The organism is Flavilitoribacter nigricans DSM 23189 = NBRC 102662, from assembly GCF_002646595.1.
GTDB lineage: Bacteria > Bacteroidota > Bacteroidia > Chitinophagales > Saprospiraceae > Flavilitoribacter > Flavilitoribacter nigricans.
Map to the genome: position 1 here is coordinate 318545 of NZ_PDUD01000002.1, position 22890 is coordinate 341434.

A 22890-nucleotide genomic window follows, 5' to 3' on the forward strand; every position below is an offset into this window, starting at 1 on the left:
GCTTCGCGGTGAAATTCAGTCATTTCTGGTTTTCGATTATTAAAGATTAATATTCCTAACTACTCATCAGGCCCCCATCAAAGGGCCCACTCTAATAACCAAATACGTCCTGCATAGTCAATTCCCGCACCGGACCGAAACTGCGCAGATATTCCATATCCACCCGTTCCCGGCTGCCCAATACCATGATATTGAACCGGCTACCCTGTACGTACTCCCGCTGGAATTGCAGCAGATCATCGATCGAAGAAGCCGAAAGTTTCTCGTAGATATCCTGATCCAGGTCCCGTTCGAATCCTCGATCTTTGAAGAGCTGGTAATCCCAATAGATCCGTTTGCGGGTACTCCGGCTGCTGGCGATCTGCTTCAGTACCGACAGACGGGACCGCTCGATCTGAGACCGGTCTACCGGCATATCGTTGATGATCTGGAACAAGGCCGGCAGCGCATCCCCGATCTTATCGGGCTGGGTGCCCACGTAGGCCTGCAGGTAATGAGCCTGATCCTCCCGGCGGGGAGAACCGTAAATGGCGTAGGTGGAATAAGCCAGGGCTTTACTCTCCCGGATCTCCTGGAAAACCACCGATGATAAGCCCAGTCCAAAATAATCATTGAACCAGCCGCGCAGTACGTGTTCCTCCAGATTGAAATGCGGAGTGCCGCGGGAAACCAGCATAATATCGGTCTGAACGATTGGGAAATCCAGGAAAAACACCTGGTTCTCTTCCGTTGGTCGTTGCACGAGTTCTATGCGCGGACCGGGCTGTTGCCGGACAGCCGGCGCCAGATGGTGCTTTTCCAGCAATTCGGCCACATCGCTGATCGGTGCCGGACCGTAGTAGTAGAGCCAGTGCTCCTGCGCCCGGATGCTGGTTATTTTTTGGGTCAGTTGTCCGGCCTCCAGGGCCAGTAATTTTTCCCGGGGTATCCGGTAGGTGAAGGGTGAATGCTCGCCGTACAGCGCGTAATCGGCCAGTGCTTCCCGCACGATCACCTGTCGGTTGCGTTTGGCGCTTTCCCGCATTTGCAGGATATCGTTGACCACATTCTGCAGAGCCCGTTCGTCCGGTTGCAGATCGGTCAGCAAATGATCGAGTAATTTCAGGCCCGCTTCGAAAGACTCCTGGAGCCCCCGCAGGGTGATAAAGGTCTTTTCGTTCTTAGACTGGGTATCCAGTTTCAGGCCGAGGCGGAATAATTCCTGTTGTACCTGCTGGGCGCTGTATTTCCCGGAACCCAGATAAGGGAAGTACAACATGGCGATGGATAACTCCAGGTCGTGCAGTTTCCCCGCCGGCAGGATGATATCGAATCGGAAAAGTTCATTTTCCCGGTTCCGTACGTAGTCCAGTTGCAGTCCGTTCTTTAGCCGGGTATGCTGAATAGCTTGCTTGTAATCCACAAATTCCGGTTCCAGGTCCGGTGAAGGCCGCTGCATAAAATCGCGGGCAAAATCGGAAAGTGCATCCCGCTGGATGGCCACCGGTGTGATCGGCGGCTTCTCCACCTTGATCACACTCGGATCATCGCCCTGCAACTTGTGGATCAAAACATAATTATCCCCCAGACGCTTACGGACAAAATTAGCGATATCGTCCCGGGTTACGTTTTTAAACCATTCAAAACGGTCGACAAAGCGCTGCCAGGATATCCCCAGGATGAACGATTGGGTCATGGCGCTGATGCGACCTTTATTGCTTTCAAAAGCCTGTAGTTCGCTCAACTGCTGGTCCCGGATCACCCCTTCGAGCAACCAGTCCGGGAATTCGCCCCGGCGCAGGCGATCCAGTTCGCCCAGCATCAGTTGTTCCACTTCTTCCAGCATCTGGCCTTCCCGGGGTTTGCCGTAAAGACCAAAAACCGAATAATCCTCGTAAAGCCAGGCCCAGCTTTCCGCTTCCAGCACCTTCTGTTGCTGGTTGAGGTGCAGGTCCAGCAAACCGGCCTGGCCGTTGTGCAACAGACCGTCGATCAGCGTAAGCATCAAAGGGTCATCGGAATGAGCGCCTTCCAACCGCCAGGCCAGATCCACGTAGGGCGTCAACTGACCGTATACCTGCAGATGGAATTTTTCCTGCAGGGCCGGCTGCGGCGCTACGGCGAATGGCGGAAGCGGTTTGGGGGTATAGGATCCAAAGTATTTTTCGGCGTACTGCACCGCTTCATCCGGGTCAAAATCTCCCGACAGCAGGATGCCCATATTATTAGGCACATAGTAGGTGGAGAAAAAGCCCTGTATATTTTTTTGCGACGGATTGCGCAGGTGTTCGGCACTACCGATGGTAGTCTGAGTGCCGTAGGGATGCTGGGGGAATAAAGCCGTACGGATCGCATTATTCACCTTTCGGGCATCCTGATCCTGACTGATATTGAATTCTTCGTAAACCGTTTCCAGTTCGGTATGGAACAGGCGAAGCGCCATCATCCGGAAACGCTCGGATTCCAGATAGAACCAGCGTTCCAGCTCATTACTCGGGATGTCATTGACGTAGACCGTCTGTTCCACCCAGGTGTAGGCATTGGTCCCTTTGGCACCGATGGTGGCCGCCAGTTTATCGTATTCACCGGGAGCGCTCAGCTTCGCAGCCTCGTTGCTCAGCCGGTCGATCTCGCCGTAGATCCGCCGGCGCTCATCCATGTCACTGGTCTGGCGGTGGAGTTCGTAGAGGTCCGAGATCTTTTCCAGCAGCACTTTTTCCTTTTCCCAGTCGAGGGTACCGATCCGGCTGGTCCCTTTAAAAAGCATGTGCTCCATATAGTGCGCCAGTCCGGTGGTTTCGGCCGGATCGTGTTTGGATCCCGCCCGCACAGCAATATTGGTATGGATACGCGGCTCGGCTTTATTGACACTCAAAAATAGCCGTAGGCCGTTGGTGAGGGTAAAAGTCTGCAATCCGATCGGATCGTTGGGAATAGTGTCGTAAGAATAGGTCGTATCGGTCTTTGTGATCATGAGGCGAGGTTATTCGTTTGGTCGTACAGATCCGGCAAAATCGATCTTTCTATAGCCGGACGAAATTCGACACATAGACTAAAATCTTATTTTTCCGTGCCAAAATAACAAATTGAACGCATTGCGGTTGAATGCATCCAAAAACTTCCTTAGATTTAACCTTCCCGGAAAATAAGCCCGACCGGCTTTATTCAGCCCTGCCCGATAATAAATCCTCCCAAGATCATCGTTCTAATCCAGCCCCCCTCTTGTAGCGACTGTTGCTGATGTAGGTCGAAGTGTTAAGGTTTTGATGTGTTAAGGTGTTAATGTTTGGATGCACAGGTTTATGAACTTTTGCGCCAAAAATTCAATTTGTTAATAGCTCGATTAAAGTTACCATAACAAACGCCTGTCATCCCCAACAAACCAACACTGCAACACCGCAACACCACAACACCGCAACACCGCAACACTCTAACACATCAAAACATCAATTTCACTTTAACACACCAACACCAAAACACATGCGACAATTATTGATTCTCTCTTTACTGCTCACTATGGGAATGTGTAACGACAGCATGGCGCAGTTTGACCAGGAACTGTCCAAAAGCTACGAGAAGTATAAAGAAAGCAGCATTACCCACCGCCGCTTCAAACACGAGTCCATTGAGAAACTGGTGCAAAGTCTCGCAGCCCCCTTTCGGGTGGAAACGGCCGGAGCATCGATCGAAGGTCGCAATATTTATCAGGTTAGTATTGGCGACGGCCCCGTTACCGTTCTGCTCTGGTCCCAGATGCACGGCGACGAATCCACCGCTACTATGGCGCTGATGGACATGTTCAATTTCTTCAAGGCCAGTGACCAGTTTGATCCCCTGCGCCGTCAATTGCTGAAAGAACTGACCATCGTTTTTGTGCCGATGCTCAATCCGGACGGTGCCGAGCGCTTCACCCGCCGCAACGCCTTGGGCATCGACCTGAACCGGGATGCCCTGCGGCTGCAGAGTCCGGAGGCCCAACTGCTCAAACGCGTCCGCGACGAACTGGAAGCCGACTGGGGTTTTAATCTGCACGACCAAAGTCGCTACTACGCCGCCGGCCCTAATCCCAATACCGCCACGATCTCTTTCCTGGCCCCGGCCTACAATTACGAAAAGGAGGTCAACACCATTCGCGGCCGTTCCATGCAACTGATCGGTCTGATGAACGAAACCCTGCAGCAGTACATCCCCGGCAAGGTAGCCCGGTACAACGATGATTTTGAACCCCGCGCTTTTGGGGATAACATCCAAAAATGGGGCACCAGCACTATCCTGATCGAATCCGGTGGACTGGTGGACGATCCGGAGAAGCAGGAGATCCGCAAACTGAATTTCCTGGTGATCATGTCCGCGTTGGAGGCCATCGCCGCCAAACGTTACGAGACGGCCGATCGCGCCGCTTACGAATCCATTCCGTTTAACGACAGCGGAGCCTTTCTGGATCTGGCCCTGCGCGAAGTGGAGATCGAACGCAACGGCAACTGGTATACTGTCGATATCGGCATCCGCCGGGATGAGACGATCGTAAACGGAGAAAGCGTATTTTCCGGCGCTCATATCGCCGATCAGGGCGACCTTTCTACCTATTATGCCTACGAAAATTTTCCCGGGAAGGGTTTCCGGGCGGAAGCCGGCAAAGTGTACCCCAAGGTGCTGCCGGATTGGGCCGCTTTGCAAAAAATCGATCCCAAAGAACTCTGGCGGCAGGGCTATACTGCCGTAAAGATGGTAAACCGCTCGGGTGAAGCCAATCGCGCCCGCCACCTGGAAGTGCTTTCCGAAAAAGGTACCACGGAAGACGCCATCAACCCCTATCAAAGTCCGGGCATCATCCTGAAAAAGGACGGACAGGTAAAATACGTGGTGGTAAAAGGCCGCCTGATGGAACTTTAACCCGGTACGGAGCGCCGTTCTGATCTAGGTGCGGCGCTCTGCATGCGGTAATTGATCATTATACAAACGCTTTATATGTACAAAGTTTTTTTCTTCATCATTACGTTGACCGTAGCGCTCACAGCCTGCGGCACTTCGACCACTCCGGATGAACAGACTCCCGCGCCGGAAGAAACGGCTGCGGCCCCGGCCGGGCAGGAGCAACCTGCTGCTCCCGATTATCCCATCGGGGATCGATCCTTTCGTGGCATTAGGGTGGGGCAGCCAATCGGCGAAATTGTCGATTCTGTGGAAAAAGGCATCCTGCAAAACGGTGAGGGTGAGTTTGAGATCTACCGCATTTCCACCGAAGATGGCCGGGAGTTAGGCTATTTTCATCCGGACCCGCAAAATGGATCGCTGGTGGGTGATATCGTCATTACCAGTGATTTACCCATGACTGAAAACGGCTTGAAAGTGGGGATGACCTACACCGAGCTCACCTCCCTGATCCGGGATTTTGCGGTGCACGGATCGGAAATTGAAAGTAGAACGAGCGTTTATTACCAAAACCTGGCGCTGGGCCTTGACTACCCCAGTGCCAATTACAATCTGGACCGGAATGAGATACCGGGCAGTGCCAAGGTAAACGAGATCACTATACTCCGGGCGAATTGATCGAGATGATTCGAAGGTTTTAGGTCGATGCCAAGGTTCGGGCGGAGTTTTCCCTTATCAAATGCTTTCGTGGATGGATCGGTGACTTAACCCTCAAATGGAGAACATACTTCCCCCACCTGAATTATTACGGGAGTAAACAAACACCGATCCGCAAAAGCGGGTTAATTAAAGTGATTACCCCGAAAATAGAAGTGATACTATTATTACACCTTGCCTGTTGGTAGTGGTAGCGTTTCACTATTGTCCCGAGCCTCTTAAACCCAAAGAACCATGCGACTATCGTTCCTTCTTGCCCTTTTCCTGGTGGGGCATCTTTCTGCCTTCGGCCAGGCTTCATTCGACCGCGCCCTCAACCGATCCTACGAAAACTACAAAGAGAACAGTCTGACCAATCGCCGCATAAAACACGATGAGATTGAAAGGATCGTTCAGCAACTCGACGCCCCGTTCCGGGTATCGACCGCCGGAAGTTCCTATCAGGGTCGTAATATCTACGAGGTCACCTACGGCGAAGGCCCGGTGAAGGTCATGCTCTGGTCCCAGATGCACGGTAACGAACCGACGGCCACCATGGCGATGATGGATATTTTTCGCTTCCTGCAGGCCGATGACGAATTCAACCTGCTGCGTCGTCAGTTCCGGAAAAAACTGACCCTGGTCTTCGTCCCCATGCTCAATCCCGATGGGGCAGAGTGCTACCTGCGCCACAATGCCCAGGATCTGGACCTCAACCGGGATGCGGTAAACCTGGAAAGTCCCGAGGCCCGACTGCTAAAATCCCTGTGGGAACAACATCGCCCGGAATGGGGCTTCAACCTGCACGACCAAAACCGCTACTATGCCGCCGGAGAAAACCCCAAACCGGCTACCATCTCCTTTCTGGCACCGGCCTACAATCACCAAAAGGAAGTCAATACCGTTCGGAAACGGTCCATGCAACTCATCGGACTGCTCGACCAGACCCTCCAGCCCTATATTCCCGGACAGGTAGCCCGCTACAATGATGCTTTCGAACCCCGGGCCTTCGGTGATAACTTCCAGAAGTGGGGCACCAGTACCATCCTGATCGAATCCGGTGGACTGCCCGGAGATCCCGAAAAGCAGGAGGTCCGCAAACTGAATTTCGTGGCGCTGCTCACTGCCTTTCAGGCCATCGTATCCGAGCGCTACCGGAGTGTCCCATTGCAGACTTACGAGGCCATCCCCTACAATCTCAAAAATGCCTTTGTCGATCTGGCGATCCGCAACGTCCTGCTGGAAGATGCGGACGAGCCGGGACCGGTTGATATTACCATCCGCCGGGAAAGCCATTCCGATGACGGTGAACTCCTCTATTTCAACGATATGATCATGGCCAGAGGCGATCTTTCCGACCGCTACGCCTACGAGGACTTTGTCGCTAACGGTCACCGGGCCGAAGCCGGTAAGGTTTACCCGAAGGTACTGTCTAGCTGGAGCGATTACCGACAGCTCGATCACCGGGAATTGTGGAAGGCAGGTTATACCGCAGTGCGGATGCGGGGTTTTTCCTGGGATATTAACGAAGATGTCTGCCTCGATGAACTGCCCCGGCACTTTTCGGAATCCCAGCTTCTGGAGGTCCTACCGGAAAATGCGGATGCAGAACAAAAGATCGTACCGGGCCGCAGTACCAGTATGGTGCTTCGGAAAGACAATCGGGTGGAATATGTGATCGTGAACGGTCGGCTGATCCGGCTGTAGTACCCGCCACACGGAGGGAAAGCGGCATCTTTTACTTTAGATCAAATCTTCGGCAATGGCGCTTTTCTTTCGACCTTTAAAATTTCTTCGGTTTAACTGGTTCTGGGTGAGCTGGGTGTGTCTGGTTTCCTGTCAGGCGGTCCAGGAAGAGGATCTGGCCGGGTACTGGGATTTTGACTACCACCACGACGGATTACCGACGGAAATTTTTCGATACTGGTATCTGGACGGAACCACCGCTTATATAAAAACTCAGGATGGTATGCTGTTTAAGGGTACCTTCCAGATCGAGAATCGGGAGATCCGGATCCGGGCAGGCATAAATTCCCGGTTCAATCTACCTTTTCAAGAGCTGGAAGCTGACACCCTCCGGATAAATGATAGCCTGAATCTGTTTCGGGAACCGGAAATGGCCAGCCTGGACCTTACCACCTACGATCTGTTGAACATAAACACCACCGATACCTTATCCGCTGACCGCGGCAAAAGACACTTTATCTGGGACTATGCGCTGAAATATTATAAAGATTCCCAACAGAACCTGGTACTTCGGGTCAACGATATTCAACTGAATTTTAAAGAACTCCCCCTCTTTTTTACCAGAAAAAGAAAAAACGCGGAACTGCTGCTTTTTGTGGATGAAAAGATCAGTCTGCCCGAACTGGACCGATTGCATAAACATTTAGCGCTCATCTATTGGGATAAACTAACGCTGGTAAGTAAAATAAAAGATTTTCGGCCATGGGAAATTTTTAGTTACCGGCTTTTCCCGTGGGAAACCAATGTACAGGCTTTTCGGACCGGAAAATATCCACCTCCACCACCACCGCCGGAAAACTATCAATATCGAGAAGAATTTCTTTCGGATGGAGGAATGCTGTTAAGCATTAACAACGTGTCGGATAGTAGTCGGATCACGTTAATTGAACCAAATGAAAAGTACTTGGTAGCCTTTTCTTCCGAACTCCCTGTTCGGGATTATTTCAAAATAAAAATGAAACTCTACCGGCACGCCAAAGCCAAGCAGATCCAATTCCGGACGGAAATCTATTATCCGGATGGAGAACCGGACATTTTTGATCCACGTAACGCTCCTTTAGGCAATAAGGAACAGTAAGGATCGCCTTTTTGGAACATAATTGAGCTTTCAATGAAAGCCAGGGCAATCAATCTTCCACTTTATCGATAAACTTATCCGGATCGGTTTTCCGTTCCAGTCCGCTTTTGGTCATAATGCGCACTTTGCCGAATACCTCGCGCTCATTCCAGGCCCGATCGTGCAGGCCGAATAACCAGCCGATATTGGCAAAGGAATTGCAATCTCTGCCGTCGAGGAAATATTTGTTATTCAGGTAGAGTGCCGTGCGGTAAGCGTATTTCGGAGTATTGGTCCAGGCGAGGATCTGTTTGCCCCAGTACATGCGCATGTGGTTGTGCAGATAGCCGCGCTTTTTCATCTGCTGCATAGCTGCATTCCAGTATTCGTCGTGGGTTTCGGCGTTTTCCATTTCCTCACGGGTATAGCGGTATTTCCGTTCATCGTCCTTATGTTCATTGAGGGTGGTCCGGGCCCAGTCCGGCAGAGCGCTGAATCGGTCGTAATCCTTTTCGTAAAAGCAAAAATTGGCAGCCAGTTCCCGCCGTACCAGCAGTTCTTCCACATAACTCTCCGCATCTTTTCCACTGTGGTTTTCCTCGATCTCCCGGATCAGCCAGACCGGGCTGATCTGCCCGAAATGCAGGTACGGGCTCATATGGGAGACGTGATCTTCGTGGGGCTGATTGCGATCATCGTTGTACTGATCCAGATGATTTTTCAGGAAATTGCGAAAGCGTCGCTTGGCTTCCGAGGTGCCGCCTTTGAATTGATCGCTGACTACCGGCACCGAATCGTCCAGTTTTAATTTTTCCAGAAAGGCGGGCACACTTCCGATATCTTCTCCGGTGACATTCAGGTAAACCGAGCTTTTGGGCGGCATCAGGCGGGCCGGTTTTTCCAGGTAATCCCGATACTTTTCCTGCAGTTGGGAACGGATGGTCCGGGCGGCGTATTCTCGTTTGTTGGAAGCGGCCTCTACCGGTATGATCAGATCACTTTCCACCTGAATGAGCGGGCAGCTGATCGAGTTGGCCAGGTCGGAACGCCAGGCTTCCTGGTGGCGGAGATAGCCACGGTCACACACCACAGCGGCCGCATCTTTAGCCAGTGCTTCGATCACGGCCCGGGGATGTCCGAGTTTGATCACCAGCTTACAATCGCGTTTTTTGAAAGCTTCGTCCAGTTCCACCAGCCCCTCCGTCATAAAGGTATAGTGTCGGATATTGGCTTCTGGATAATCGTCCATCAGGCCGAAACCGACCAGTACCGGCTTATCCAGTTGGCGACCGAGACGTATAGCGGCTTCGAAGGCGTGGTTCCATTCCGCGCGCTGGCTTTGTTGCATCCAATACAAAACGTAGGAGCGATCCGACTGAAGGTCGTGATCATTCAAAACCTGCACCCGGTCCGGGTGGATGTCTGTAAATTCCATCTATATGCTTTTTTCCCAAACAACAGATCGGGAGCCCGTGTTCTACTAGAGATTTTTAACCAATACCAAATGAAATGATCCGGGAAGGAAGTCAGGTAAAATGGAAATGGGGCCAGGGTACGGCTACCGGCAAGGTCGTTAAGACCTACAGCGAAAAAACGGAAAAGGTGATCGATGGCGAAAAGATCACCCGCAACGGGGAGTCCGGCAACAAGGCCCTGCTCATCGAGCAGGAGGACGGCCAGCAGGTACTAAAGCTGGAAAGCGAAGTAGATCGCGCCTGATTAATAAAGTAGATCAATTATTCCGCAGGGCGTGGATCAGTTCCTGCTTATTCATTTTGGAGCGGCCTTCGATGCCTACCTTTTTGGCCTGCTCGTACAGCTCATCAAAAGTCCGGTCTTCGTAATTCGAAGCTTCCCCGCCTTTTTCACCGGCATTCGGCGTATTGGCGATGCGGGCGGCTTTTTCTTTGCTGTAACCTTTTTCGCGCAAGGCTTCGTACTGTTCGTCGTTCTTGATACTGGGTCCGTGATCAGCTCCTTTGGGCATGTTCCTGGTATTTTGAGGGATATGGGAATAGATAATAAATCTAATTGTTACAATCGACAGCTATTGCCGATTGTTCGCCGGCCAGGATCTACTTATCAGTTTTAAATAGCAAAAGCGATCTTTAGCCCACGCGGTGAATTATCGGAGATCTTCAATTCGCTGCCGTATTGTTTCTCCAGGCGCAGTTTGGTATTGGTGAGTCCCAGTCCCACATCGAACAACTGACTGGTATCCTCCACTCCTACCCCGGTATCCGATACTTCAAAGGCAACACCATTTCCGTTTTTCCGAATACGGATCGAGATCTCTCCCCCTTCGATCAGGGAAGCAATACCGTGTTTAATCGAGTTCTCCACCAGAGGCTGCAGGATCATCGGCGGCACCATCACTTCGTAGAGCTTTTCGGGAACGTCGATGCGCACCCGAAGCCGGTCGCCAAAACGCGCCTTTTCCAGTTCCAGATAACTTTGCACGAATTCCAACTCTTCCCGCAGCGGTACCAGATCGGATCTCGAAGCTTTCAACTGATATCGGAACAGATCGGAAAGCTGAGCGATCATTTCCCGGGTGCGTTCCTGCTGGGGCGGGACCGAAGCGCTGATCGTATTAAAGACATTGTAGAGAAAATGCGGATTGAGTTGTGCTTTCAGCGCCGACAGTTCACTTTTCAGAGCGGCCTCGCTCAGGGCGGCTTTCAACTTCAGGTTGCGCTGGTTATCCAGGTAGTACTCGTAGGCGTGAAAGATGCCGAACTGCAACAGGTAGAACATGGCCGGGATAAAAATATCCCACACACTACCCGTACCCTGCAAATGATTATAACCCAAGGATTCTGCCGTAAAGTAGTAGATCTGCTGGAAGGAAAACGCAAAGACCGGCAACAGCACCAGGTGCACCGGCAGCCGGTAGAGCAGCGGCCAGGATCGCAGTTTGCGAAACATCAGCCACCAGATAGGAATGGTCAGCAGAAGTTCGATCAGGTACCCCAGTCCGGCCTGTGCAAAGAATTCTTCCGGACTGAACAGGTATTCCCAGATCAGGCCTTCGTTCGACCGGTTGAGCCAAAGGGTAATGTGGTAACAAACGGCAAAGAAAAAGTAAAGCAGCCCGACCAGAAGGTATTCCAGTATGCTGATGTTGAAGATCCGTTTTTGCAGGAAGTTTTTCATTTCTCAAAAATTAGCAATAGTAGTGGAAGCGCCCGGAAGACAGGGAAAGCGGTTGCCGGGAATTTAGCCTAAAAACAGTTTCCCGGCAATCGCCACCGCCCGCATTAACGGTCTGCCGGATCAAAAACGTACCAGACTTCTCCGTCTTCCGGATCGAAACTGACCTTGGCCGTACCCAGTTTAGTCCGGATAATGTATTTGGATTTTACCGGCAAGGCCTCGCCCTCCAGTTGAGCGCCGACCGTTCCATCCTCGTAGGTAAAAACGAGACCGTTGGAGAAGGTCAGTCGCAGATGATAGGTACCGGGTACTTTGGCGGACGGGGTGAGTTCGGTCTTAGCCTTCACCTCTCCGATGTAGCGACCGTAGGCATCCGTAATTCCGCTCGCGTTATTGCGGCGTTTGGCTTCGTAGGCAAACCCGGCGGCCCGCGCGGCCTCGTCGCTAGTAAATATACGCAATCGTTTCTGCTCCAAATCAAAAACCTGGGCCTGCTCCGGGCGGTAAGAGGGAAAGACCTGCAGGATCAGATCTCCTTCGTAAACGAAAGCTCCGGGAGTGGAGATCTGGGGTTCCAGTGTTTGTCGACTGCCGTTCGTTACCTGGAACGTAGTACCGCCGGGGAAATAAATAGTCTGTTCGGCGTTTCCCGCCAGATCGCCAATGACGATGGCAAGGGGATCGGTGGTTTCGGCCGGTAACCGGTCGCTGAAAATGAATAAAAAGAGTAAACTGATGAGACAATACCGCATCACGATAAGAGGTTTTAAGAATATGTTTATGTTTTGGTCTTTGAGGCGAGAATCGTTCATTTTTGGCTGAAACTAGGCGGAGAAAGTGGATGATAGCCTTAGCTATCAAGCCGCTTTTTCTAACGAAGTGTCAGTGAAAAATGGGCATTCACAGCCCAATTACTAAAACTTAAACATGTTCATATTATACAATCGGGTGATTTCTGCATAAAGTTACTGTCCGATCAATGTACTTCCACGCCGGATCCGGTGAGTGGTCATATAGTTCGATGAATGCCATATAAGGCCAACCGATCACCGGAGTAACCTTTTAAATCCTGATACGATGTCCAATCTTTTCAAATTATTCTGCGGTCTTTTCCTGTTGCAACTGAGCATGGGCTGTGGAGATCAGGCCACCATCAATCCTTCCGATCTTTCGGGGACTTCCTGGACGCTGCAGCGGATGCCGGGAGGCCTGCCCGCCGGCGTCGATATCAATCTGCAATTTGAGATCAACCGGATTGCCGGGAAAGGGGTGTGTAACCGCTACTTTTCCGAATATACGATGAAGGGCAATAGGATAACCTTTCTGGGTGTTGCCGCTACGGAGATGATGTGTATGGAGCACAGTGAGGTAGAAACGAGGTATTTTCAAAGTTTGGAAAAGGTAGAAACGATTGCGCTGGAAGAAGACCAACTGACCCTCTCCACACCGGATGGAGCACTGCTCTTTAGCGCGGCTGAGCGCTAACGCCCCTCCACCGGCTCGTCGGAAAATTTAAAATTTTTAGCCCGGTAATCGACAATTTTACTACGCTTAATATAAAGGTAGAGCAGAGCGGTACAACTAAAATCATCCCGCTGCTGTTGGCCGGGAGTGAAAGGTCCCATTGCCGCCAGCTCTCCCAATAAGGTGAGCCGCTGATCTTCGTTTATTTGGATTTGTTGCAGTCCGATCCCAGTAATACAAAATGCCCCTTCCAGGGGAAAAAACAGCTTCAATTTGATCACGCCTTCCTCCCCTCCTTCCAGTGCCAAACGATCGGACAGGACCGAAAGTCGCGCCTTAAATGTATTGCGATCCAGCTCGCCGAAGCGGGGATCGATCTCTACCTTTTGATAAATACGCTTATCGGGTAATTGAATTTTGCAGTTACCTTCCCTCCACTCAAAATCCCGGTCAGGAATATAGGCTGGCCATTCGGATTGCGCCTGCACAAAGGCGGTCATCAGTAAGAAAAGAGCTAAGTATTTTATGAGCATCGTTAACTTTTTTAGAAAGATGCAAGAAATTTATTTTTTGGCGCACTCAGATCTAAAACACTGAATATCAGTACTCAAAATTTGAAATAATCGTATGTAAACGTTTAAAAACGTTTGTATTCGTTTACAAACGCAATTAAACGTTTAGAACACGAGTCTCCCCTTGCTCCACCCATACCTTTGTACCAGACGGTTGATCGAGAGCAACTTAAGAGTCATTCAGCCCGCAGCAATACACCTGCTTTTATACAGCATAAGCGGGTATCCAAAATTCGGATAGGCTCCGAATGCGGGATCTGCACCGACTCAGATTTGCCTCCAAAACCGCAGCGCTTTATTCTCTAACAATTAAAAATCGAAGGTCATGAATCATTTGCAAAATCGCGTGCAACTCATCGGAAATCTAGGCAAGGATGTAGAGTTTAAACAACTGGACAACGGCAACGCTATCGCCCGCGTAACGATAGCGACCAAGGAAGTGTACAAAAATGCTCAGGGAGAAAAGAAAGTAGATACGGAATGGCACTACCTCGTTGGCTGGGGTAAGATCGCCGAGATCATGCACGTGCTTTTCAAAAAAGGTCGTAAGGTGGCGATCGAAGGCAAACTGACCCACCGATACCTGGATGCCCCGAACGGGCAGGTACAACGCTTTTCGGAAGTAGTAGTAAACGAATTCATGTTGATGAACGGTTGACGGTAAACGCCCGGCGGTGCCCGAATTTCAGGGCACCGGCCCGGCGGCTACCGGTCTCCGTAAACGCGCTCTTTTTTTAAACCATTAAATTCAACACATCATGAACAAAGTTCGCAACAGTGTAACCCTGATCGGGAACCTAGGAAAAGATCCCGAAGTAAAACAATTTGAAAACGGAAGAACGCTGGCCAAATTCTCACTGGCCACCAATGAGATCTACCGCAACAGTAATGGCGATAAGGTCACCAGCACCCAGTGGCACAATATCGTAGCCTGGGGCAAAACCGCCGAATTGCTCGGCACTTTGCTCAAAAAAGGAAAGGAAGTAGCCGTAACGGGTAAGCTCACCTACCGCAGCTACCAGGATAAAGAAGGCAATAACCGTTACATCCCGGAAGTCGTGATCGAGGACTTTGCCCTCATGTCTACCGGCGAAAAGGTACAGAATTGAGTTTCGCTTTATAGCCGATCCAAAGTGGCTTTCCTGAGTGTAATATGATACGTCAGGACCCACCTGCCTTGGTCGGCACATTTTAAACAGCAAAGCTCGTCTGGTAATTTCCAAACGAGCTTGCTGCTTTAAAACCGATTGGAGGGAACCGGTTTCTCGTTTTTACGGGCTCTTATTGCTTCAATATCTTTCTTGTGAGTTGTTGTTGCCCGTTAGTTAAGCGTAAAAAATATAAGCCCCGGGGTTGTGCGTCCAGATCGATCCAGTGGGATTGCTCACCCATGACCAGATCCAATGACTGTTGTTCGATCAGTTGGCCCACGGCATTGTAGACGGTAAGCAAATAGCGGCCGGGCCGACTATTATCCAGGCTGAGCAGGGCTCCCGAACGAGTGGGATTCGGACTGATCCGGATGGCATCAAAAGTAAGCTCCTGATCGCGGACATTGCTGGTACCGGCTTCGGTGATCACCAACGGATCCGAGAGGAAAGTCCCGACATCACCGCTAACCGAACCGTTACCGTTTACCGCATTGCCCCCGGCGTAGATCCGGACATCTCCCAGCCCACCGGCCGGAGCGGTCCAGTCGATCGTAAATACATTGCTGTTGCTCCGGGCACTGTGCTCGGCGTACATGCGGTCGTTGAGCGGAGTAACCTGCATACCGCTGGGCGCAGCGCCAAAGGTGCCGGCATTCAGATTGTCATCACCGTAGAGTAATACACTCTGGAAACCATAGCCCGCTGCGTCATCAGCGCCGGTGATCGCCACGCGCAGGGTATAGGTTTTGCCCGGTTCGTAGGTCGTGACGGCAGCTTCTCCGTCGAGCAGCTGAACATTCAGCGCCGGGGAATAACTTCCGGAAGTGTGACAGGTACTACAGGAGGAATTGTTACTCAGCGGCGACATGGTCCGGTCTGCCTTCTGAGCTTTTGCCGGGCCGTCGGAGGCATTCCATCCAATAATAGCCAGTGCGATCAGGGAAAATACAGTGTAAAGCATTCTAATTTTCATAGAAGAATGGGTTTTCTGATTTGGAGAAATAGATAGAAGCGTGATCGTAAAATATCAGCTGTACCGTCGAAAAGGGCAACCACTACAGCCTTAAATTTCATAAAACAGTCTCTCAGAAATCAGCGTATGGAAGCACAGAAGTTCCTACGCTTTCCGCCGGAGGACCGTTCAGTTTTCAAATTGTTGCATGCAAAAATTACAATTTCAATAGCGGTAACCAATCCAATACCTTAAGATCAGGCGAAAAGGTAATTGTTAGCGTATAAGGCTTACCTTGATGTTGTAATTCAGACTGCTATTGCGATTGAATAATTGCATGACAATTTATTGAAACTAAACCACCCTGCCGTATACCCGACGCAAAATGGTATGGGATATTCTCCAACCGCTTCGGTCAGTATATTTACGTTGATCAACGGCAAAAAGGATTTAACAGGGTTCCCAAATATCCGGCATTTTTGTAGCAATAGCCTTCCGGTCAGACCTCGATCCTTAAAGATAGGCATTTAGAGATGGGGCCGGTATTCGGCTCAACCGAATGGGAAAAAAACCAAGGTGAACCGGAAAAATGGCGGTCCGAGCGGAGGGAAAGTCGATTGGGAAAAGGGTTCCTGTAAATAGGCAGTTTCTCGGAAAAATAATGATTCGGACTTGAGACTTAATTGAAACTGTACCCCGGTACTTTGCCTTCTACGCCTTTGAAATATTCGTATATGGCGGCAAAGTCAGCTTCCATACTTTCGGTTGTATAATAAGGCTCGGAGGTACCGATCACCTTTTTGCCGTAGTCGAATTTGCAGAAAATAATGGGCACTTCCGCTCCCTTGGCGATATAGTAAAACCCGGTTTTCAGTTTTTCCACCCGTTTACGGGTTCCTTCCGGAGCGATGCAGATCTTCATATGCTCGGATTCCTCAAACTTATCTACTACGGCATCCACGAACTTATTGCGCCGGCTGCGATCCACAGGAATGCCCCCCAACCAGCGAAAGAGGAAACCAAAAGGAGATTTGAAGAGGGAATCCTTGCCGACGTACCGAATATCCTCATCCATGGCTTCGCGCACCAGCAGGCCCAGCGGAAAGTCCCAGTTGGAAGTATGAGGGATCACGATGATGATGTATTTATCCGGCCAGGGCTTTGGATGCAGGTCCAATCGCCAGCCTAGTGTATTCAGGATAAATTTGCTAACCGCCTGGATCATAAGTTGATATTAAAAAGAAAAAGTCTCAAAAAAGTTTTCTAAATAAGTAACCCTTAAGCAAAAATCGAGTTCAAAGTAGACAAAAAACAGGGAATTTGCGTTTTCCTTTTGTAACAAAAGCTACACACTGTTCCCCCGCCGATGAGTAAGTTATAGAAAATGATTAACTTGACACTTGAAAAATTGCACTGATACTACTTTGAAAAGGAACACACTGGCCATATTATGTATGTTGGCTAGCCTGTTTACCTGGGCCCAAAACCCGACTACAGATTCGCTAGACCTGCCGCTCGAGCTACAGTTCGTACCGGTGGGTGGATTCTACCACCAGCAGGTCGAAGTGGAACTGATCGCTCCGCAGGGAGACATTTTTTACACCACCGACGGCAGTAAACCTACCCGCCGCAGCAAGGCCTACCGGGGCCCGATCACCCTGAAGCAAACGACCGTCATTCGCGCAATCGCCATCAGTGCCGATAACACCAGCGACCTGCTGGGTAATACTTATTTCATCGACGAACCGGACACGGACTTCCCCATTGTTTCCCTCGGTATCACGCCCTACCTGTTGTTCGACCCCTACAAAGGGATCTTTATGCAGGGTAGCCGGGCCGTGGATTCCCTCTGGCAGAAGCCCGGCGCTAATTTCTGGACCCGCCGGGAGTTTCCCCTGCAGGTCGAGATCTACGAAAGCGATGGTCGCTGCGTGTATAATAACATGAGTGGTTTCCGTTTGTTTGGCGGAATGAGCCGTCTGTTCCCACAGAAAAGTCTGGCCCTGGTGGCGCGAAACCGCTACGGCCAAAAAAGATTTGACTATCCGATCTTCGGAGAGGACGGTCCCAAAGAATTTAAATACCTCGTGCTGCGTAATTCCGGAAGTGATTTTGGCAAAACCCACTTTCGCGACGGTCTGATGACCGGTCTGGTGGAAGACTGGGATATCGACAAGCAGGCCTTCCGCGCTTCCCACGTCTACATCAACGGTAAATACTGGGGGATCTTCAATATCCGGGAAAAGGTGAACCGCTATTTCATTGAATCTCACAATGAAGTGGACAAGGATAGCCTCGACCTGATCGAACACCGCCAAACGCTCAAACGCGGCAGCAAGCGGGAATACCTTCGGTTTATCGAATATATCGAACAGAGCGACCTCCGGCAGCCGGACCAGTATGCCTACGTATCCGGCAAAATGGAGATCGACAACTATATGAACCACCAGATCGCGCAGATCTATTTCGACAATCAGGATGCCGGAGGTAATATCAAGTTTTGGCGCCCCCAGACGGAAGAAGGTCGCTGGCGCTGGATCCTTTTTGATACCGACTGGGGTTTTGGCCTGCATCAGCACGATGCCTACAAGAATAATAGTTTGGCCTTCCATACCGAAGCGGACGGACCCGCCTGGCCCAATCCTCCCTGGAGTACGGTATTGTTGCGCAAGCTTCTGGAGAATGACGGCTTCCGACGCGAGTTTGTTAACCGCTTTGCCGACCATCTGAATGTCTCCTTTGCATCCGAACGGGTGATGCACCGCATCGATTCCCTGCTGGAGATCTACACGCCGGAAATGGATCGTCATCTGGATCGCTGGCGCCTGAGCGACCGCAAATGGCAAAATCAGATCAATCGTATGCGGGCTTTTGCTGCGGAAAGACCCAATTACGTGCGGATGCACCTGATGGACAAATTCAATACCGGTGGGCAGCGCAATCTGCACGCCGAAACGACGCCGGGCGGAAGTGTCGTGATCAATGGGCATGTCCGCGTCCGGCAGGATAAGGCTTTCGATGGGATCTACTTTGAAAATTATCCGGTCCACATCCGGGCAATTCCCGATTACGGCTATCGCTTTTCCCACTGGGAGGGGATTACGCTGGAGGATAATCAGCGTTCCTTTGAGATCCAGCTTCGGAAAAAACAGTACGTTTTTAAGGCCGTTTTTGAGCCTTTTGCGCATCCGCTGCTCGGAAAAGTGATGATCAACGAAATAGCTCCCATCAATAAGAAGGCGGGCGACTGGATCGAATTGTACAATAGCACCAACAAGCGGGTTACCCTCACCGACTGGGTACTGACGGACCTGAAAAACGAATGGACCTTTCCCCGCGCGGTGATCGACCCGAATGATTATCTGGTGATCTGCCGGGATTCTGCTAAGTTCTTCACCCAGTTCCCGAATTCCTATAACGTCATCGTCGGCCCCGATTTCGGGATCAATAAACGCAAGGAAACGCTGGCCCTGTTCTCGCGCCTCGGCGCTGTGGTAGACAGCATCAGCTACGAAGTACCGCCGCAGGATTCGGTTTTCTCTCTGAGTCTGCTGCTCCCGGAACTCGATAATGCTGATCCGGAAAACTGGGCACTCCGCCCCGGCACCGGTTCACCCAACCTGCCCAACCCTTATTATCTGGAAAGCACGATCCGCCATACCCAGGCGCTGTGGCTACAAATGGGCCTGGCGGCTACGGTAGTTGTGTTGTGTATTTTCCTGCTGGTGTTGCGAAATCGGGGGGTTATTTAAGGCCTGATCAATTGCCCTATGACCTTATCCCAAAACTTGCCAGTAGCTCTTTGCACCGAAGATCATGGACTATTTCTACCTAGGCTCAATCTCAAGGATCATCCATGCCCTATCACCTCATCAACCCGCTAATGGATCTGTTTCCGGTATTGCTGATCTCCGTCCTGCTCTACCGGATGCGGTATCTCCGGGCGGAGATCGATGCTAAGGAAGAGGCTCTGGAAAAAAACTACTCTTCAAAACTGGCCCGTGAGATCACCTTCATGCGTGCCTTCAGGGTTATCATGACCATTTTCATGGTTTGCGCTCTGATCTACAGCCTGTTTTCTTTTATACGGTACAATTCCTAGTCTACAAATGCTAACTATGCTATTGCTCCGGTTCGCTTTCTTCCCGGTATTCCGGATTCGGCATTCTGAAACGGATCAGTTCTGTAGTCCAGTCCGAACCGGCGATCTTACCGGGTAGAGACAGGGCGATCCCCCGGTTGACCGCATCCGTCACCATCGGCAGTGCCGACTGATCAAAGGTAGCCGGATCAAATTCCCGGGTACTCACCATTAGTTTTAGCCAGAAAAAACTGTTCGGCCAGTTCTGTACCTGAATGTGGCGGGCATAATCCAGCGGGAGTTCATTACCACTGTAGGCCCAGACCGACTGCCCGGGTTCGAGAAATACTACCGGTTCGCCCAGGAGGCCGGAATAGATTTGAAAAGTTTCCGAAAGGTAGATCAGCGAGCAGTAGAGTCGGCTGGAATAGCGGTTGGTTAGTTTGATCCGGATCATGTTCCCCCAGTCGCCGCTGGGTACCTTCCGGAAGTTCAAAACGACTTCTTCCCCCTCTAGAGGCAGGAGTTCCTGCGACAGATCATTTTTCACCCGATAGATCTCGAGCTCGGCCGGTGATTTCTCAAACAGGAAAACGTTGGGATTGTGCAGCTCCCGCACGAAATGCCATTTGGCCATGTTGCGCAGGTAAATGATCGTATTCTTCGCCGCTTTGGCGGACAGGTTGTCGGTTGGATGCACTACCGCCCGGACCGGATCAAAGGGCAGGGTGATCATAAAGCCGTCGTTTTGTTCCCGGATCACATAATCGGCGTTTTGCTCGGTATCTACCAGCAACAGGCGATCCTTGAAACCGGCCATTTCCTGCTCAATGTGGGATCGTCCCTCCCCCTCGACGGCCAGCAAAACCCGGATGGGCTGAGCCAGAGCTCCGGGCACAGCTGTCCGATAACCTTTCGTGGGATTCAGGCGGGTCATGACTTCCGGATCGGAAATACTGAGGCGGGTATGGGACATCTTTACCGAACTGACCTGCGCGGTAAAAGGTTCTCCCTCCGCATCATCTACATGGATCGATTTCAGATCCGGAGCAATACCGTGCATCGCTCCGAGATCCAGGACCCAGCCTTCGGTCTTATTGTATACTACATTACCTTCATTGAGCCGGCGACTCACCTCCCGCCCCAAAAAGCCGCTGAATAACTGTTGGCTATCGGGTCCCTGTACGTAGACCTGCGGGGTCTGCTGGTATTCATTTTTCACCATGTACCGGATCCGATTACGCAAATCGAAATAACTGATCGTGGCCTCCTCCCCTTCCAGCAGCGACAGTAGGGTACTGGTAAATACCCCGCCACCATTGACCTCGTAGGCCAGCTGGTCGCTCCGGCAGGCCCCCATCATGACGTGTTGCCCCGCGGGCAGCACCCGCGGCAGTGGTTTTTTGGCCAGTTCCGTGGCGTCGATCTGGTCGGCAAACAGGAACTGTTCCCAGGGGCGCTGCGGACAGGCTTTGGTCAGTCTGGAAGTCTCGTAACTGCGGGGCTGGATCTTTTCACCTTCTTCCGAATGGTCCAAATCCCGGGTTCCGCTGCCGGAATGACAGCAATCGAAAATGACGATGATGTGGGCCTGCGTATCGGCCAGTTCGTGCAGTAAGAACCGGAGTTCTTTGTCCGCCAGAAGATTATAGGTCGTCGATTCGCCCTCCTTTACGATCGCATCGTAATTGACCAGACATTCCAGTTTCCCGTCCGGTTCGTAGGGCCACAGACCGGGGTCCGCATCCTCCTGGGTACCGTGACCGGAGAAATAAAAAAGGGCGGTATCTTCGGGCCCGGCCTGGGCCAGGTGTTTGCGGAAACCGTCTACGATAGCGGCTTTGGTGGCCGCTTCGTTTTCGAGCACCAGGAGCTGGGGTTGCAGATCCTGGTGTTTAGTTTCAAGATAGTTCTTTACTTTGCGAATATCGTTAACACAGCCTCCGAGCGGAGGTACCGGGAGCGAATAATCGTCTATAGCGACCAGCAGGCCGTATAGCTGAGGTGTTTCAGGCATTTTCTTTACTTTTTCTCTGCAATAAATATAGCAAAAGCTTTTCTATTCGAGTTATTTCCATTACTTTTGCGGTCCTATTTTAAATAAGGACCTGGAAGAACGTAAATTATTAGTTTTTTATGGCACATCATAAATCAGCAAAAAAGAGAATTCGTCAGGACGAGAAAAAGCGTCTGCACAACCGCTATTACAAGAAATCAACTCGTACTGCGATCAAGAAATTGCGGGAAATGGAAGATGCTGGTGAAGCAGCCAAGTTTTTGCCTAAAGTAGCTAGCATGATCGATGGATTGGCTAAGCGCAATATCTGGCACGACAACAAAGCTGCCAACCTGAAAAGCAGTCTGGCCATACACGTAAATAAGCTGGAAAACGCTTAGTCTATATATTTTTGCCAATTTCGGTACAATCGTACGGCAAAAAAGGGTATATCCGTAGCTCATGGGTATACCCTTTTGTCGTTGGATTGTCTCTTCACTATTTGCCTGTACCCCAAAGTATGATTAACTTGGGGCCTTTACACCAACCTGTATTCACAGTATAGTGGCCAAGAACAAGAAGAACAAAAAGCAAAAGATACTGGAAGCAGCAGCCCGGCTATTTCGGGAGAAGGGATATACGGCCACATCGATGCGCGATCTCGCGCAGGCTGTTGACCTCAAAGCCTCCAGCCTCTACAACCATATCAGCGGGAAAGAAGGTCTCCTGCGCGAGATCTGTTTCAACAACGCACATCGCTTCCACCGGGAACTGGATCAGATCGAGATCCGGGAAGACAGCGCGGAAGCCAAAGTACGGGCACTGATCCATCTCCACATTCAGGTTGCTACCGAAGATATTACTTCGATCACGGCTTTCAATGACGAATGGCGTCACCTTACCGAACCGCATCTCAGCGAATTTATTGCCCAGCGGAAATCCTACGAATCGAGATTCCGGTCCATTATCGAAGCCGGGATGAAGGATGGCTCTTTCAAGGTATTCCACGCCAATATCGCGCTGTACACCATATTTTCCGCTATTCGCTGGATCTACGACTGGTACCAGCCGGGAAAAAGTATCAGCATGGAGCAGCTGGAAGAGGAGATCTCGGGCCTGCTGCTCAACGGACTGAATGCCGATACGACCTTCCAGATCCTCTGAGCCA

At 50.9% G+C, this 22890-nt stretch carries 21 protein-coding genes; 12 read left to right on the top strand and 9 right to left on the bottom strand.

Translation table 11 applies throughout. From position 1 onward, the window contains the following. Positions 1-91: 91 nt before the first annotated feature. Positions 92-2953, bottom strand: coding sequence for an insulinase family protein (locus CRP01_RS02935; protein WP_099148495.1), 2862 nt, complete (start codon positions 2951-2953; stop codon positions 92-94). A 506-nt stretch (positions 2954-3459) separates the two neighbouring features. On the opposite strand from CRP01_RS02935, the gene CRP01_RS02940 reads away from it, so the two are divergent. From CRP01_RS02940 to CRP01_RS02955, 4 genes are all read left to right on the top strand, one after another. Then, positions 3460-4872, top strand: a complete 1413-nt coding sequence (locus tag CRP01_RS02940) for a M14 family zinc carboxypeptidase (RefSeq protein WP_099148496.1) — start codon at positions 3460-3462, stop codon at positions 4870-4872. Positions 4873-4947: 75 nt separating this feature from the next. Further along, positions 4948-5529 (top strand): hypothetical protein, encoded by a 582-nt coding sequence (locus CRP01_RS02945; protein ID WP_099148497.1) that lies wholly within the window; start codon positions 4948-4950, stop codon positions 5527-5529. Positions 5530-5802: 273 nt separating this feature from the next. Next, positions 5803-7254, top strand: a complete 1452-nt coding sequence (locus CRP01_RS02950; protein WP_099148498.1) for a M14 family metallopeptidase — start codon at positions 5803-5805, stop codon at positions 7252-7254. Between the two features lie 55 nt (positions 7255-7309). Continuing rightward, the gene (locus tag CRP01_RS02955) at positions 7310-8371 is read left to right on the top strand and encodes a hypothetical protein (protein WP_099148499.1); all 1062 of its coding nucleotides are present in this window, start codon (positions 7310-7312) and stop codon (positions 8369-8371) included. Between the two features lie 49 nt (positions 8372-8420). Here the strand turns inward: CRP01_RS02955 and CRP01_RS02960 are convergent, their stop codons facing one another. Next, positions 8421-9785: a deoxyribodipyrimidine photo-lyase gene (locus CRP01_RS02960; protein WP_099148500.1), complete on the bottom strand. Its 1365-nt coding sequence runs from the start codon at positions 9783-9785 to the stop codon at positions 8421-8423. Positions 9786-9859: 74 nt separating this feature from the next. Here CRP01_RS02960 and CRP01_RS02965 point away from each other — a divergent pair, with 74 nt between their 5' ends. Further along, positions 9860-10069, top strand: a complete 210-nt coding sequence (locus CRP01_RS02965) for a hypervirulence associated TUDOR domain-containing protein (RefSeq protein ID WP_099148501.1) — start codon at positions 9860-9862, stop codon at positions 10067-10069. A gap of 13 nt (positions 10070-10082) precedes the next feature. Here CRP01_RS02965 and CRP01_RS02970 read toward each other — a convergent pair whose 3' ends face one another. From CRP01_RS02970 to CRP01_RS02980, 3 genes are all read right to left on the bottom strand, one after another. After that, positions 10083-10337: a DUF7218 family protein gene (locus CRP01_RS02970; RefSeq protein ID WP_099148502.1), complete on the bottom strand. Its 255-nt coding sequence runs from the start codon at positions 10335-10337 to the stop codon at positions 10083-10085. Positions 10338-10438: 101 nt separating this feature from the next. Further along, positions 10439-11506 (bottom strand): sensor histidine kinase, encoded by a 1068-nt coding sequence (locus CRP01_RS02975; protein WP_099148503.1) that lies wholly within the window; start codon positions 11504-11506, stop codon positions 10439-10441. 104 nt (positions 11507-11610) lie between these two features. Further along, positions 11611-12261, bottom strand: coding sequence for a hypothetical protein (locus tag CRP01_RS02980; protein ID WP_143473241.1), 651 nt, complete (start codon positions 12259-12261; stop codon positions 11611-11613). Positions 12262-12583: 322 nt separating this feature from the next. Here CRP01_RS02980 and CRP01_RS02985 point away from each other — a divergent pair, with 322 nt between their 5' ends. Then, positions 12584-12991 (top strand): META domain-containing protein, encoded by a 408-nt coding sequence (locus CRP01_RS02985; protein WP_099148505.1) that lies wholly within the window; start codon positions 12584-12586, stop codon positions 12989-12991. On the opposite strand, the gene CRP01_RS02990 is transcribed toward CRP01_RS02985, so the two are convergent. After that, complete coding sequence (locus tag CRP01_RS02990; RefSeq protein WP_099148506.1) at positions 12988-13503, bottom strand: hypothetical protein; 516 nt, start codon at positions 13501-13503, stop codon at positions 12988-12990. The genes CRP01_RS02985 and CRP01_RS02990 overlap by 4 nt on opposite strands. Before the next feature lie 364 nt (positions 13504-13867). On the opposite strand from CRP01_RS02990, the gene CRP01_RS02995 reads away from it, so the two are divergent. Continuing rightward, the gene (locus tag CRP01_RS02995) at positions 13868-14200 is read left to right on the top strand and encodes a single-stranded DNA-binding protein (protein WP_099148507.1); all 333 of its coding nucleotides are present in this window, start codon (positions 13868-13870) and stop codon (positions 14198-14200) included. A gap of 100 nt (positions 14201-14300) precedes the next feature. Beyond that, positions 14301-14651 (top strand): single-stranded DNA-binding protein, encoded by a 351-nt coding sequence (locus CRP01_RS03000; protein ID WP_099148508.1) that lies wholly within the window; start codon positions 14301-14303, stop codon positions 14649-14651. Positions 14652-14823: 172 nt separating this feature from the next. Here the strand turns inward: CRP01_RS03000 and CRP01_RS03005 are convergent, their stop codons facing one another. Together CRP01_RS03005 and CRP01_RS03010 are read right to left on the bottom strand one after the other, a co-directional pair. Further along, positions 14824-15666 (bottom strand): choice-of-anchor V domain-containing protein, encoded by an 843-nt coding sequence (locus tag CRP01_RS03005; RefSeq protein WP_099148509.1) that lies wholly within the window; start codon positions 15664-15666, stop codon positions 14824-14826. A gap of 658 nt (positions 15667-16324) precedes the next feature. Further along, complete coding sequence (locus CRP01_RS03010) at positions 16325-16870, bottom strand: lysophospholipid acyltransferase family protein (RefSeq protein ID WP_099148510.1); 546 nt, start codon at positions 16868-16870, stop codon at positions 16325-16327. Between the two features lie 199 nt (positions 16871-17069). Between CRP01_RS03010 and CRP01_RS03015 the strand changes: the two genes are divergently transcribed. Then, positions 17070-19397: a CotH kinase family protein gene (locus CRP01_RS03015; RefSeq protein ID WP_143473242.1), complete on the top strand. Its 2328-nt coding sequence runs from the start codon at positions 17070-17072 to the stop codon at positions 19395-19397. Between the two features lie 104 nt (positions 19398-19501). Next, entirely contained in the window at positions 19502-19747 is a 246-nt protein-coding gene (locus CRP01_RS03020; RefSeq protein WP_099148512.1) for a hypothetical protein, read from the top strand. Positions 19748-19766: 19 nt separating this feature from the next. On the opposite strand, the gene CRP01_RS03025 is transcribed toward CRP01_RS03020, so the two are convergent. Further along, entirely contained in the window at positions 19767-21743 is a 1977-nt protein-coding gene (locus tag CRP01_RS03025; RefSeq protein ID WP_099148513.1) for a caspase family protein, read from the bottom strand. Positions 21744-21862: 119 nt separating this feature from the next. On the opposite strand from CRP01_RS03025, the gene rpsT reads away from it, so the two are divergent. After that, positions 21863-22123 carry a 30S ribosomal protein S20 gene (gene rpsT / locus CRP01_RS03030; RefSeq protein ID WP_099148514.1) on the top strand — a complete coding sequence of 87 codons (261 nt, stop codon included), beginning with the start codon at positions 21863-21865 and terminating at the stop codon, positions 22121-22123. A 163-nt stretch (positions 22124-22286) separates the two neighbouring features. After that, complete coding sequence (locus CRP01_RS03035) at positions 22287-22886, top strand: TetR/AcrR family transcriptional regulator (protein ID WP_233752613.1); 600 nt, start codon at positions 22287-22289, stop codon at positions 22884-22886. Positions 22887-22890: the final 4 nt, after the last annotated feature.

Bases quoted from the DNA above. Each gene is read 5' to 3' on its own strand.
- CRP01_RS02935 (WP_099148495.1), bottom strand. From the start codon at position 2,953: ATGATCACAAAGACCGATACGACCTATTCTTACGACACTATTCCCAAC.
- CRP01_RS02940 (WP_099148496.1), top strand. From the start codon at position 3,460: ATGCGACAATTATTGATTCTCTCTTTACTGCTCACTATGGGAATGTGT.
- CRP01_RS02945 (WP_099148497.1), top strand. From the start codon at position 4,948: ATGTACAAAGTTTTTTTCTTCATCATTACGTTGACCGTAGCGCTCACA.
- CRP01_RS02950 (WP_099148498.1), top strand. From the start codon at position 5,803: ATGCGACTATCGTTCCTTCTTGCCCTTTTCCTGGTGGGGCATCTTTCT.
- CRP01_RS02955 (WP_099148499.1), top strand. From the start codon at position 7,310: ATGGCGCTTTTCTTTCGACCTTTAAAATTTCTTCGGTTTAACTGGTTC.
- CRP01_RS02960 (WP_099148500.1), bottom strand. From the start codon at position 9,785: ATGGAATTTACAGACATCCACCCGGACCGGGTGCAGGTTTTGAATGAT.
- CRP01_RS02965 (WP_099148501.1), top strand. From the start codon at position 9,860: ATGATCCGGGAAGGAAGTCAGGTAAAATGGAAATGGGGCCAGGGTACG.
- CRP01_RS02970 (WP_099148502.1), bottom strand. From the start codon at position 10,337: ATGCCCAAAGGAGCTGATCACGGACCCAGTATCAAGAACGACGAACAG.
- CRP01_RS02975 (WP_099148503.1), bottom strand. From the start codon at position 11,506: ATGAAAAACTTCCTGCAAAAACGGATCTTCAACATCAGCATACTGGAA.
- CRP01_RS02985 (WP_099148505.1), top strand. From the start codon at position 12,584: ATGTCCAATCTTTTCAAATTATTCTGCGGTCTTTTCCTGTTGCAACTG.
- CRP01_RS02990 (WP_099148506.1), bottom strand. From the start codon at position 13,503: ATGCTCATAAAATACTTAGCTCTTTTCTTACTGATGACCGCCTTTGTG.
- CRP01_RS02995 (WP_099148507.1), top strand. From the start codon at position 13,868: ATGAATCATTTGCAAAATCGCGTGCAACTCATCGGAAATCTAGGCAAG.
- CRP01_RS03000 (WP_099148508.1), top strand. From the start codon at position 14,301: ATGAACAAAGTTCGCAACAGTGTAACCCTGATCGGGAACCTAGGAAAA.
- CRP01_RS03005 (WP_099148509.1), bottom strand. From the start codon at position 15,666: ATGAAAATTAGAATGCTTTACACTGTATTTTCCCTGATCGCACTGGCT.
- CRP01_RS03010 (WP_099148510.1), bottom strand. From the start codon at position 16,870: ATGATCCAGGCGGTTAGCAAATTTATCCTGAATACACTAGGCTGGCGA.
- CRP01_RS03020 (WP_099148512.1), top strand. From the start codon at position 19,502: ATGCCCTATCACCTCATCAACCCGCTAATGGATCTGTTTCCGGTATTG.
- CRP01_RS03025 (WP_099148513.1), bottom strand. From the start codon at position 21,743: ATGCCTGAAACACCTCAGCTATACGGCCTGCTGGTCGCTATAGACGAT.
- rpsT (WP_099148514.1), top strand. From the start codon at position 21,863: ATGGCACATCATAAATCAGCAAAAAAGAGAATTCGTCAGGACGAGAAA.